The organism is Lysinibacillus sp. ZYM-1, assembly GCF_001308875.1.
Classification (GTDB): Bacteria; Bacillota; Bacilli; order Bacillales_A; family Planococcaceae; genus Lysinibacillus.
Window position 1 is genome coordinate 178,546 of the sequence record NZ_KQ465107.1, and the last position, 11,700, is coordinate 190,245.

Annotated in this window: 13 protein-coding genes and 1 riboswitch; of the genes, 9 read left to right on the forward strand and 4 right to left on the reverse strand. The window is 36.6% G+C overall.

Features of this window, described 5'->3' with window-relative positions:
- Nucleotides 1–151 precede the first annotated feature (151 nt).
- The gene (locus AO843_RS02460) at nt 152–1,030 is read left to right on the forward strand and encodes a LysR family transcriptional regulator (protein WP_054609563.1); all 879 of its coding nucleotides are present in this window, start codon (nt 152–154) and stop codon (nt 1,028–1,030) included.
- Between the two features lie 52 nt (nt 1,031–1,082).
- On the opposite strand, the gene AO843_RS02465 is transcribed toward AO843_RS02460, so the two are convergent.
- Complete coding sequence (locus AO843_RS02465) at nt 1,083–1,523, reverse strand: VOC family protein (RefSeq protein ID WP_054609564.1); 441 nt, start codon at nt 1,521–1,523, stop codon at nt 1,083–1,085.
- 324 nt (nt 1,524–1,847) lie between these two features.
- Between AO843_RS02465 and AO843_RS02470 the strand changes: the two genes are divergently transcribed.
- The gene (locus AO843_RS02470; protein ID WP_054609565.1) at nt 1,848–2,693 is read left to right on the forward strand and encodes an aldo/keto reductase; all 846 of its coding nucleotides are present in this window, start codon (nt 1,848–1,850) and stop codon (nt 2,691–2,693) included.
- Nucleotides 2,694–2,747: 54 nt separating this feature from the next.
- Here AO843_RS02470 and AO843_RS02475 read toward each other — a convergent pair whose 3' ends face one another.
- On the reverse strand, nt 2,748–3,131 hold the full coding sequence (locus AO843_RS02475) for a winged helix-turn-helix transcriptional regulator (RefSeq protein WP_054609566.1): 384 nt from the start codon (nt 3,129–3,131) through the stop codon (nt 2,748–2,750).
- A gap of 109 nt (nt 3,132–3,240) precedes the next feature.
- Between AO843_RS02475 and AO843_RS02480 the strand changes: the two genes are divergently transcribed.
- The 5 genes from AO843_RS02480 (at nt 3,241) to AO843_RS02500 (ending at nt 8,777) form a co-directional block, all read left to right on the forward strand.
- Entirely contained in the window at nt 3,241–4,425 is a 1,185-nt protein-coding gene (locus AO843_RS02480) for an MFS transporter (protein WP_054609567.1), read from the forward strand.
- Nucleotides 4,426–4,584: 159 nt separating this feature from the next.
- On the forward strand, nt 4,585–5,535 hold the full coding sequence (locus AO843_RS02485) for an ABC transporter substrate-binding protein (RefSeq protein WP_054609568.1): 951 nt from the start codon (nt 4,585–4,587) through the stop codon (nt 5,533–5,535).
- Between the two features lie 78 nt (nt 5,536–5,613).
- Nucleotides 5,614–7,185, forward strand: a complete 1,572-nt coding sequence (locus AO843_RS02490) for an AraC family transcriptional regulator (RefSeq protein ID WP_054609569.1) — start codon at nt 5,614–5,616, stop codon at nt 7,183–7,185.
- Between the two features lie 162 nt (nt 7,186–7,347).
- Entirely contained in the window at nt 7,348–7,749 is a 402-nt protein-coding gene (locus AO843_RS02495; protein ID WP_054609570.1) for a YuzC family spore coat inner layer protein, read from the forward strand.
- Between the two features lie 96 nt (nt 7,750–7,845).
- Nucleotides 7,846–7,951, forward strand: a riboswitch (SAM riboswitch).
- A gap of 88 nt (nt 7,952–8,039) precedes the next feature.
- Nucleotides 8,040–8,777, forward strand: a complete 738-nt coding sequence (locus tag AO843_RS02500) for a cyclase family protein (protein WP_054609571.1) — start codon at nt 8,040–8,042, stop codon at nt 8,775–8,777.
- A gap of 29 nt (nt 8,778–8,806) precedes the next feature.
- Here AO843_RS02500 and AO843_RS02505 read toward each other — a convergent pair whose 3' ends face one another.
- Together AO843_RS02505 and AO843_RS02510 are read right to left on the reverse strand one after the other, a co-directional pair.
- On the reverse strand, nt 8,807–9,403 hold the full coding sequence (locus AO843_RS02505; RefSeq protein WP_054609572.1) for a DedA family protein: 597 nt from the start codon (nt 9,401–9,403) through the stop codon (nt 8,807–8,809).
- 89 nt (nt 9,404–9,492) lie between these two features.
- The gene (locus AO843_RS02510) at nt 9,493–10,266 is read right to left on the reverse strand and encodes a Cof-type HAD-IIB family hydrolase (protein ID WP_054609573.1); all 774 of its coding nucleotides are present in this window, start codon (nt 10,264–10,266) and stop codon (nt 9,493–9,495) included.
- 324 nt (nt 10,267–10,590) lie between these two features.
- On the opposite strand from AO843_RS02510, the gene AO843_RS02515 reads away from it, so the two are divergent.
- Together AO843_RS02515 and AO843_RS02520 are read left to right on the forward strand one after the other, a co-directional pair.
- Nucleotides 10,591–11,274, forward strand: coding sequence for a DUF2225 domain-containing protein (locus AO843_RS02515; protein WP_054609574.1), 684 nt, complete (start codon nt 10,591–10,593; stop codon nt 11,272–11,274).
- A 22-nt stretch (nt 11,275–11,296) separates the two neighbouring features.
- The gene (locus AO843_RS02520; RefSeq protein WP_054609575.1) at nt 11,297–11,650 is read left to right on the forward strand and encodes a hypothetical protein; all 354 of its coding nucleotides are present in this window, start codon (nt 11,297–11,299) and stop codon (nt 11,648–11,650) included.
- Nucleotides 11,651–11,700: the final 50 nt, after the last annotated feature.

An 11,700-nucleotide genomic window follows, 5' to 3' on the forward strand; every position in this document is an offset into this window, starting at 1 on the left:
TTATCCCCTTCACACTTAGGTGCTAGAAAAAAGAGATTACTCTCCTTTTTTCTTTTATATAAATATGCTAACATGACACTAACTATATGAAAAATATTTAAAAAATATGTTTTACTTAGGTTTTACGAATAATAAGGAGGTGCTTTTTTAATTGGATATTCGACAACTAAGGTATTTTATAGCGATCGTGGAGGAAAAAAAAATTTCTGCTGCGGCTGAAAGACTACATATTTCTCAACCTCCATTAAGTCAGCATTTAAAAACTATGGAAGAAGAACTAGGTTCAAAACTTGTGGAAAGAAGTGGGAAGTATTTCAAAGTAACGGAGGCTGGAAAGACCTTATATAAATATGCACTACAGGTTGCTCAATTAATGGCAGAAGCTGAAGTGGAAGTTAAAGATGTAGGATTAGGTATTCATGGACGATTAACATTAGGTATCAATACATTTTCAGTTGTTGAACTCCCTCAATTATTACATCAATTTCAGCAACAATATCCTAAGGTGACTTATAAAATTCAACAAAATGAATCCTCTTATCTTTGTAAACTTGTAAGAGATCGTATAGTAGAGCTAGCCATCATTCGTTTGCCCTTAGAATTAGATGATTTTTCTGTCCTTCATATGTATACAGAACCGTTTTACTTTATTCAATCCAATAAAAATGATCGGCTAGAACATGATGTCACATTGGCTGAAATTCAAAACTGGCCACTCCTTTTACCAAGCACTGAAGGTTTAGGCGTTCACTATTCCATATTAGAAGCTTTTTCCCGCTTCCAATTACAATCCCATATTGTTGGAGAATGTTCAGACACCGCACTTTTAATGAATTTAATTGCTACAGGATTTAGCTCATCTATCGTACCTGAAACCATTCTAAAGCAATTTGAAGACCTACCGCTCCATGCCTATAAAATTCCTGCTTCAGAGTTATCCACTTCCGTTGGGCTTGTCTGGATGAAAAACCATTACCTATCTAAAGCTGCCCAAAACTTTGTGGATTTAATGAAAGGGCACTATTGTTAAAGCAAAAAGATAGCAAAACTAGCCACTCTAGTCTGCTATCTTTTTTAGATCATTACTGAATAATCAACATATCATTTTCGTCGAACTGCCACATATCACCATAGGCAACTTCCCAATAGAAGCCATTCGGATCTTGGAAGTAGCCACTATACCCACCCCAAAAGACCGTTTCCGGTTCTTTAACAATCTTCGCCCCAGCTTTTTTTGCTAACTCAAATACCTTATCGACTTCTTCTTTAGATTTGCCATTATAGGCAAGCGTAATGCCTCCAAAGCCTTGACCGATTTCAGGTGGGTTAGCTTCATTAATATCTTTAGCCAATCTTTCAACTGGGAATAGCGATATTTTTGTTCCTCCATTATTAAAAAACATAACATCTGGATCTGTTTCCTCCCCATACACAACAACCTCAAAGCCAAGACCTTCTCTGTAAAAAGCAAGAGACTGTACCATATCCTTAACGCCTAATGTAATTAAATTTAAACGATTCATTATCCAAACCCCTTTTTAAAGTAATATTACTTTAATTCTGCTTCGAAACAAAAAATTCCTTTTATTAAGAGATTCCACTTCAAGCCCAAAGCTTTTTATATAGCAATTGTCATGGCACTTGTTCTATATGATTTTAGTTAATAAATGCGATCTATCAAGTGCATGCTTTGTTAATATGAAAAAAATTTATTCCCACTAACCTTTGTCCACTCACAAAAGTTACCTTAACGTTTCTATGAAACAAAAATGTGCGTACTTTTTTTTACCTTGATGGGAAACCATAATAAAGAAGCAATAAGCAATCAAACAATTGGAGGAATCACAATGATTAATCATTTACAAGATACAATCACATTAAATAACGGTTTACAAATGCCTGGTATGGGTTTAGGTGTTTTTCAAGTAGCCAATGATGCTACTGCTGAGATGGTTAAAAACGCTATTGAAGTCGGTTATCGCAGCATCGATACTGCCGCTATTTACGGCAATGAAGCAGGCGTAGGGGAAGGTATTAAACAAGCGTTAGCATCCACTGGATTACGTCGTGAAGATCTGTTTATTACATCAAAAGTATGGAATGACGGATTAAGCTATGATGAAACTGTTACAGCTTATGAAGAGAGCCTACAAAAATTAGGATTAGATTATTTAGATCTTTACCTTATTCATTGGCCAGGTAAAGACAAGTTTGCTGAATCTTGGAAAGCTCTTGAAGACCTATACGAACAAGGCAAGATCAAAGCAATTGGCGTATGTAACTTCACTGTGGCACACTTGGAAAACTTATTATCATTTGCTCGTATTAAACCAGTTGTGAATCAAGTGGAGTTCCACCCACGTTTACAACAAGTGGAACTTCGTGCATTCTGTGACAAGCATCAAATTCAACTTGAAGCATGGGCACCTTTAATGCAAGGCGGACTTCTTGAAGATGAAACTATTTCAAAAATTGCAACAAAATATGGAAAATCAAATTCTCAAGTTATTTTGCGCTGGGATGTACAAAATGGCGTGATCACTATTCCAAAATCTGTACGTAGAGAACGTATGATGCAAAATGCCGATATCTTTGACTTTACTTTAACAGACGAAGAAATGGCTATCATCAATGCGATGAACCTTGAACAACGTGTTGGACCAAATCCAGATGAATACGACTTTGCTCTATAAGCATTAAAAAGGCAAAGAGACTGTCTACTGTTTGACAGTCTCTTTCTTCCCTCATTACGATGTTTGCTGCATAGCTATATCATCATCACGTTGTTTTAACAATACATCTTCGCCTTTGTCCTGTAATACTTCAACATGCTTTTCGCCCCAAGTGCAAAGCATGTTCAGAATAGGTTCCATTCCTTGTCCATAGTCCGTTAAGGAATATTCAACTTTTGGCGGTACTTGATTGAAAACCTTTCGCAGGATTAGTCCAGCTTGCTCTAACTCTCTTAATTGACTTGTGAGCATTTTTTGTGAAATCCCTGGAATTAATCGTCGAAACTCATTTGTACGAATTTTACCATGGTGGTTTAAATGACAAAGAATGACTGGTTTCCATTTACCCCCAATGACTTCAAGTGTAGCTTCTACACCAATATTATAAATTTTTTGCATTGTAACCCCCCGTAATATTCAAAAGTAACCAAAAGTACTCTACAGATCTTTTAGGTATGCATGAATGTTACTACACATAATAAAAAAAATCAAAGGAGATATTAGTAGTATGTCACAATCAAAAAAGCCAAGTGCTAAATTAACTTTGCTAGCACTTGCAATCAGTGCATTTGGTATAGGGTCCACTGAATTTATCAGTGTCGGTCTCTTACCATTAATTACAGATGATTTTGGTATATCTTTAAGCACAGCGGGCTTAACCGTTTCTATATATGCTCTCGGGGTCACTGTCGGGGCTCCATTATTAACAGCCTTAACCTCTCGTCTCAGTCGAAAAACCGTTTTATTACTAGTTATGGCTATTTTTATCGTTGGGAATTTAACAGCAGCTATAGCACCTTTATTCTCAATACTTATAATCGGGCGCATTATTTCTGCATTAGCACATGGTGTGTTTATGTCCATCGCTTCTGTCATTGCAGCCGATGTAGTTGAACCAAATAAACGAGCAAGTGCAATTGCCTTTATGTTTACAGGATTAACATTAGCCACTGTAACAGGTGTCCCACTAGGCACATTCATTGGACAAGTAACAGACTGGCGTATGTCGTTCATCTTTATCGTCATCATTGGGATTATCGGATTAATTAGTAATGCTTTGTTAGTACCTAGCCAATTATCGAAAGGTAACCCAATCTCTCTCCGTGATATCGGCAAAGTATTAGGCAATATTCGTATGTTATTAATCCTTTTCATTACGGCAATTGGATACGGTGGTGCCTTCGTTGTCTACACGTATGTTTCACCTATTCTAGAACAATATATGGGTTATTCACCACATGCGGTCGTTATTATATTAGTTGTCTATGGTATTTGTGTTGCTATTGGTAATACATTAGGCGGCCGTTTCGCTAATCAAAATCCACTTCGTTCTATCTTTATTATTTTTGTAGGACTTGCCTTAGCATTACTTGGCATTGGCTTCACTCTCGAATCGCCAATTATCGGATTAATCATGGTCCTAATCATGGGGCTATTTATGTTTATGAATGTCCCAGGATTGCAGCTATATGCGGTTATATTGTCTGAAAAATATATACCATCAGCCATTTCAATGGCCTCCGCATTGAATATTTCTGCTTTCAACATTGGTATATTTTTAGGATCATACATTGGAGGATTTATTATTCGACATCAATCGTTAGCACACACACCAATCTATGGATTCTTAATGGTTATGCTTGCAGCGGTTGTTACACTGTTATGGCTACTTTTCGATAAAAAGAAACAATAGTGCTCCAAACTTCATTTTGTATAAAAAATATGTTGAGAATGTGTATTGTTTGTTTTTATGTTGTATCCTATAATTTACTTGAGTCAAACGAGAATGATTATCATTCTAGATTAGGATGATATCCAAGCTGTTTTAGTAAATTTATAGGAGTGAATTGCCATGCGTATAAATCGTTCTTTTACATTGGTACTTTTCTTTGTACTGATGTTTGTTTTAAGTGCCTGTGGTTCAAACGAAACACAAGAAAATTCCGAGATTGAGAGTCAATCAAAAGAAGATACAAGAATTGTAGAAGATGAGTTTGGAGAAGTAACAATTCCTACAAATCCAAAGCGAGTAGCAGCCATCTATATGGAAGATTATTTAACTGCTTTGGAAGTCAAACCTGTCGTGCAATGGTATCACCCATCCTGGGGTAAACAAGATTATTTAGGATTAGATGTACCTGAGTTCGACATTACAGGTAGTATGGAGACCTTACTCCAAGCAAAGCCAGATCTAATCATCGTGAATGGTGCCGCAGATAAGGCAAAATATGAAGAATATTCAAAGATTGCGCCTACTTATCGCTTAAAAGAAGATATACTACAAGATCCACGTGAAATTGTGAAAACAATAGCGGATGTTTTAAATATTCCCGAGAAAGCAAATGAAATCGTTGATAAATATGAGAAACGTGTTACTAATTTAAAAGCTAAGTTAGATGAATCAGTTGGTGACGAAACTGTTGCCGTTGTTCGTCTAAATGTTGCAGATAAAACATTGGCATTATTCGGTATAAAGAATCGCTACACGGGCTACATTTATACGGAAGTTGGTTTAACTCCACATCCATTAGCTCGTGATATGACAGAGTTCCACGAGGTCTTGTCTGAAGAAGCTATTCCAGAATTAGATGCTGATCATATTATACTCTTCCCTTCAAATGGCACTTGGGAAACCGAAGAAAATCAAGAGGCGATTAAATGGTTAGATAGTACACTTTGGAAAACAGTTCCTGCTGTAAAAAATGGACAAGTTTATATTGCTGATCGAACTTATTGGCAGTCTGGTGCCATTACTGCAAACCTACTAAAATATGATGATCTTGAGAAATGGTTCGTGAAATAATTTACAAAAGAAAGCTCTTTAGGGGGCTTTCTTTGTGCTGTTTTCCAAATTTAAACTTTACTTAGGAGTGCGTGGACAATGGGTAATTTAACACAAATCTATCATTTACAAACTATTTCATATACTATTTTTTCAGCGGATATGCAGCCATATAGCAATACATACTATTCGCTTTTCATCCTTATTAGTGGTAACGGAACACTTAAGACAAATCATGAAACTATCCACCTTATGAAAGAAAAATGTGTGATTATTCCACCTAATAGCCATGTCGAAATTCACACTGCCGATGAGCCTCTCTGCTTGTACCAATTGACATTTAACACGATCTATCTAAGTGAATCCCATGCTCCTACTAGTCTCTTTACAAGTGTTAGAGAACTACGTCTTCTTCCCTTTTCTCAATGCAATAGTCTATTAGAAGCTATTTATCGGTGTCGTCAAGCAAAGGATGAACACACTATTTTTGAGCAGCATGTTCGTTTCCAAGAATTGATGCTATTTATTTTTGAACAAAACCAACCGAAGCCTATACTACAAAATGATCGTCAGTCTGTAGAGCAATCTATCCAATATTTGCACAAACACTTTGGAAGGGATTGGACTGTTGAACAGTTAGCAGAACTGGCAGATGTTCCAAGATGGAGTTACTCTCGTATTTTTAAAGATATTACGGGGCAGATTCCTCTTCATTATTTAAATAGTATACGTATTGAAAAAGCCAAACAATTATTAATGACAACTAATGATCGGGTATTTGAAATTAGTCAGTCCATTGGTTTTAATAACGAATATTATTTCAATCGTCGCTTTAAAGAGCATGTAGGTATTTCCCCAGGACAATATCGACGAAATCAGAGCAATAATGTCCGTGTATTCGCACCGTTCTTAGAGGACTTCTTCGTGGCTTTAGGAATTACACCAATTGCTCAATTCAGTCATTCCAAGTGGGGAAAACAAGACTATTTAGGCCTGCAGGGTGTACCCGATATCGATGTACAAAATGGAGAAGTGGATCGCCTCTTTCACTATAAACCAACTTTAATTATGTTAGATGCTGGTATAGAGCGTTGGGAAACTTGTCTTCATTTAAATAAGTTGGCCCCAATCTGTCACCTAAACCACCCTGGGGAGGACTGGCAATCGACCCTATTTAAAATTGCTGATTTAACAGGAAAAACCACTATGATGAAAGATATTATCACAGAATATGAGGATAAGGTACAGAAGGCTCGACGAATTCTCGGTAAATCCGTTTACGGGCAAAGTGTGGCATTTCTTCGCATTTCAGCCATTGGCATTACGCTGTATGCCGGCCCTGAATGCGGTTATACAGGGCCAATCCTATACCGCGACTTAGGCTTAACGCCTCATCCATTAGTATGGAAAATACCGCGTAATCAGCGTAAAGCTCACCTGACATCAGATCAGCTGCTACAACTAGACGCTGATCATTTATTTATCACCTTCGACAAGCAGCACTCCATTTATGAGCATGAAGAGCGTACTATTTTAAAATCTTCTATGTGGAAAAACCTAAGTGCAGTTAAGACCAGCTGTGTTTATGAGGTCGATTTTTTAACGTGGATGAATTATGGAATCCTATCACATAGCAAAAAAATAGATGATGTATTAAATGTTCTTGGCTAAAGAACAAAAAGGAAGCACGCCATGGCTTCCTTTTTTGTTTGTGTAGCATGTCATTCAACATATTATATTTTATACTCCTGTACAGGAATATCTTTATCCAAACACCTAAAAAGATCATGATACATAAGATAAGATATCAGCTTTTGGATAGGAGGAATTGAATTGTATTATAATCCTTATCCGTATTTTGTTCACCCCTACCATTACCCAATACCGTCGACAGCCCATCACCTTACAGCTAGATCCCTTTCTAAACATTTAGCAATGCCTACCAGTAATAGTCCCTTTCCCCCTGTTGATACACAAAAATTAATATCTTCAGCTACGCGGATAAAGACGATTATGCAGCAAGCACAATTACTTACGGATAAAATTGATAGTTCTCAACAATTTGCACATGATTTAAAAAATGCCGCACAACTTTCAAATAAAACAGAGGTCGAAAAATTAATTACATCCACAGGCATCACTACGAAATTCGAAACAAACTATACACCAGATAATTTTAGAATACATCTTATGGATAGTGCTTGCTGTGGGGTAACATTAATTTTAAATTGGTGAATCCATTTTAACCCTGTATTCCTATCAAAGTTGTAAACTATAAAAAAATATGCTAAAGTGTTTGTAATATTGTTTCTGAAAATTCTTATATCATATTTCTTATCAAGAGAGACGGAGGGATTGGCCCTATGAAGTCTCAGCAACCAGCTCAACAGTATGGTGCTAATTCCTATTGGCAAAATTTTTAGCCTTAAGATGAGAAGACGAACTACCATTGTTTGATTCAGGGAGTCCTCTTCTATAGAGGACTCTTTTTTATTTACTACAACTAATAGAAAGCAGGGAATTAAATGTCTAACGAACTTTTACAAGCATTGCACTTACTAAAATCAAAACAATGGGTCGATTTGACACATACCTTCGGCCCTGATTCACCTCATTTTTTCATGTTTGAGGATGCTAGATTTGAAACATTATTCTCGCATGATGATGGATTTTTCGCACAGCAATTTACCTTTCCAGGCCAATATGGAACACATATCGACCCACCGATTCATTTTGTAAGAGATACTCGCTTTCTAGATGAACTAGCGCTAAAGGAACTCGTTCTCCCTCTTATCGTCATTGATAAATCACAAGAGGCTTCCAGAAATCATGACTTTACGCTACGTGTTCAAGATATTCTTGAATTTGAGGCACAACATGGAGAGATTGAAGAAGGTACTTTTGTGGCACTTCGAACAGATTGGAGTAAACGTTGGCCAGATAAAGAGGCATTCAGTAATAAAGATGTGGACGGACATAATCATATTCCCGGTTGGGGCTTGGAGGCATTACAATTTTTATTCAAGGAACGTAAAGTAAGTGCAATCGGTCACGAAACTTTTGATACCGATTCTGCTACTGATTTTCGTCAAAGCGGCAAATTGGATGGAGAATATTTTGTCCTTGATCAAGACACCTATCAAATTGAGCTTATGACTAATTTGGACAAGCTTCCTCCAAAAGGAGCTATTATTTTCAATATCGTACCTAAACCTGAAAAAGCATCCGGATTCCCTGTCCGATCGTTTGCCATTTTGCCATAACAAAAAGTCGGTATGAATCATACCGACTTTCACTTTTGTACGTTTCTTTTTTTAAATAGATAATAAACAATTATCATGACTAGGATAAACAACAAGATGACATAAATACTATAATGGGATAGATAGTAACCGACAAATCGCCACTTCTCCCCTAGCACTTTCCCTATTGTTATAAATGTGAAAGTCCAGATAAATGCCCCTGTATAAGCAAAGAAAGCGAATTTCTTATAGGGATAATTATTAATAGCGGCAATATAGGCTGTCAGATGGCGTACACCAGGAATAAAATAGCCGACGATTAATAAAAATGGCCCAACTTTCGAAAACATTTTTTTAGTGAAATCGATTTTTTGCTCAGTTATATGAATTTTTGGTCCATATTTCTGCAAGAGCGGTAAGCCAAATCGACGGCCAACATAGTAGCTTACAGTAATACCTCCCATTGCGCCAACCATTGCACTTACTAAGGCGGGAATATGTTCAAGGCTTTCTCGATAAACACTGTAGCCTACATAAGTCAAAAATACTTCATCAGGAAGTGGCAACCCAACAATGCCTCCAATTAGGATCACGATGATGCCAAAATACCCGTAATGTTCAATTAGAGATTGCACATGCTGTGCCATTATCCAACCACCTAACACATTGTTCTATACATTCATAACCATATATCCAAAGAGTTTCTCAAACATCCACTTTACTACCTTATATGTCGTTAAATAATGTGAAGCTGACGTAAAGCAAAATCTATGCCGCCTTCAATGGATTTCTTTGTAACAAAATCTGCAACATTTTTTAGAGCTTGGCTACCATTTCCCATGGCAACCCCGAGGCCAACCTGCTCTAGCATATCTATATCATTCTCTCCATCTCCAAAAGCTATTGCATCCTTAGAATTAATCTCAAAATAATCTAGTACAGCCTTTACAGCTATCGACTTGGACACATCATGCTGTAAGACATTCACAATATAAGGATGCCATCGTTGCCGTAATATATTCGAAAATTGACAAGCTAATCTTTTTTCAGCCTGTTCATCCGCATAGAGACACATAAGAAAAACCTCTTCATCTATAATGCTGTCATTTCTAACGGGAAAATCACGTAAAGACAATGTCTCTTGCATCGCGCTTAAGGCTAACGGATTTTGTATATCATTCATCGTAAGTTGTTCTGTAAAAAATGTTAAGGAATGCTGTTGTTGCTGTGCAAAAGCTTGAACATTTTGAACAATGCCCTTATCAATCGGAATTTTATGTATGACAACATCCTTGTGCTTTACATATGCCCCATTTGCTGTAATAAAGGTTTCAATCCCCAAATTTTTGAGCTCATCACACATGGACAACGGCCTTCCTGTCGCAGCCACTAGATGAATCCCTTTATCCTGTAGTAGTTGAATGGCCTGCCGCGTACTTTCTTCCACAGCGCCATTCTCATAATTGATCAGAGTACCATCCACATCAAAAAATACTATTTTATATGTCATTTACTCCATCCTCTCACACCAAACTTTTGAACTATACAATTCGAATTGCCTATGAAATAAATTGTACATAATTCGACAAAATTTGCTCGAACTATATAACTTACTTTAAGTACACCGATAAATACTATTACGAACCTATTTCTAATAATATTTAACTAAAAACGCAAGCATTATTTTTAAATTAATAATTCTAAAGGAGTATACCAAAGAACACAGAATTGTTAAAATGATAGATAATCAATTAAATACATTGAACGATAATTTACTACGTATAAATAGAACAAAAGAAATAATATTCTAGAGCTTGCAAAGGAGTTGATTCTTATGGCATTTAACATTTACTACTATGAAAGTAGCGTAGATTGTAAATTTTGCAAAAAGCATTTTACAACGTATAAAGTACGCCCAAATCGATATAAAATTATCGAGGAACAAACAGACTTCATGCCTGTTTATGATGGCCTAAACCCTTTGCTGTACGAAGTTGCCGTGTGCCCACATTGTGGCTATGCTTACCATAAATCAATGACACGGACATATGGACCTTTCATGCAGCTCATAGATGAACTATACATTAAAGAGCTCCAGAACCCTATGAATATCTGTCAGGAACGCACGATCGATGATGCTATTATAAGTTTTAAGCTGGCCTACTTAGTATCCCGTGCATCAATGGAAGAATCGCTTTTAATGGCTAATTTCGCCTTAAAAATTGCCTGGTTATATCGCATAAAAGACGACGAAGAATCTGAAAAACGCTACCTTTTTGCCGCTAGAGATTTTTACAGTAAATCATTTGCCTCTAATCAGGAAGGTGGAGAGCGAATTCAGTTTTTACATGCTGAATTAAGCCTCCGACTTGGTGATATGACAGAAGCCAAAAAAGGCTTTTCAAGGTTAATTGCTGATAAGATTGTCTCGCCAAAATATCGAAAGCTAGCGCGTAATCGTTGGGAAAACTATAAATATGACGAACAACCTATAACAGTTAATGAAATCATTAATTGATGTGACGAGGAGAGGACTAGTTATGTTGCTATTTCAAAAAAGAATAGATGTGAGAGAAGAGGATATTTTTTCAGAACTACATCATTTTTTATTAAGAAAAAATAATCGTTATTTAACAAACGATGAGGTTGTGACTTTGACAGGTGTATCATCTGAGCTACTGTATAAATGGGTCAAAGCCGGAAAGTTAAAAAATTCAATTTTCCCTAATTTGGGTGCACCTTGTGAAAGATGTGGACAAATTACACAAGCAAAAATTTGTGTGAGCTGCTCCTCCTCCATTATTGGTACCCTAAAACAAGAGGAAAAGGATCGTGCGTGGTTCAACCAGATTCAACGTAACCATGTTAGAGCTAGTACGTATCATTATAAATAGCTACTGAGCATCTCCGTTTGTACTTCTTCCCTTATCCTTACAAATGGAGA

Bases quoted from the DNA above. Each gene is read 5' to 3' on its own strand.
- AO843_RS02465 (WP_054609564.1), bottom strand. From the start codon at position 1,523: ATGAATCGTTTAAATTTAATTACATTAGGCGTTAAGGATATGGTACAG.
- AO843_RS02470 (WP_054609565.1), top strand. From the start codon at position 1,848: ATGATTAATCATTTACAAGATACAATCACATTAAATAACGGTTTACAA.
- AO843_RS02475 (WP_054609566.1), bottom strand. From the start codon at position 3,131: ATGCAAAAAATTTATAATATTGGTGTAGAAGCTACACTTGAAGTCATT.
- AO843_RS02480 (WP_054609567.1), top strand. From the start codon at position 3,241: ATGTCACAATCAAAAAAGCCAAGTGCTAAATTAACTTTGCTAGCACTT.
- AO843_RS02485 (WP_054609568.1), top strand. From the start codon at position 4,585: ATGCGTATAAATCGTTCTTTTACATTGGTACTTTTCTTTGTACTGATG.
- AO843_RS02490 (WP_054609569.1), top strand. From the start codon at position 5,614: ATGGGTAATTTAACACAAATCTATCATTTACAAACTATTTCATATACT.
- AO843_RS02500 (WP_054609571.1), top strand. From the start codon at position 8,040: ATGTCTAACGAACTTTTACAAGCATTGCACTTACTAAAATCAAAACAA.
- AO843_RS02505 (WP_054609572.1), bottom strand. From the start codon at position 9,403: ATGGCACAGCATGTGCAATCTCTAATTGAACATTACGGGTATTTTGGC.
- AO843_RS02510 (WP_054609573.1), bottom strand. From the start codon at position 10,266: ATGACATATAAAATAGTATTTTTTGATGTGGATGGTACTCTGATCAAT.
- AO843_RS02515 (WP_054609574.1), top strand. From the start codon at position 10,591: ATGGCATTTAACATTTACTACTATGAAAGTAGCGTAGATTGTAAATTT.
- AO843_RS02520 (WP_054609575.1), top strand. From the start codon at position 11,297: ATGTTGCTATTTCAAAAAAGAATAGATGTGAGAGAAGAGGATATTTTT.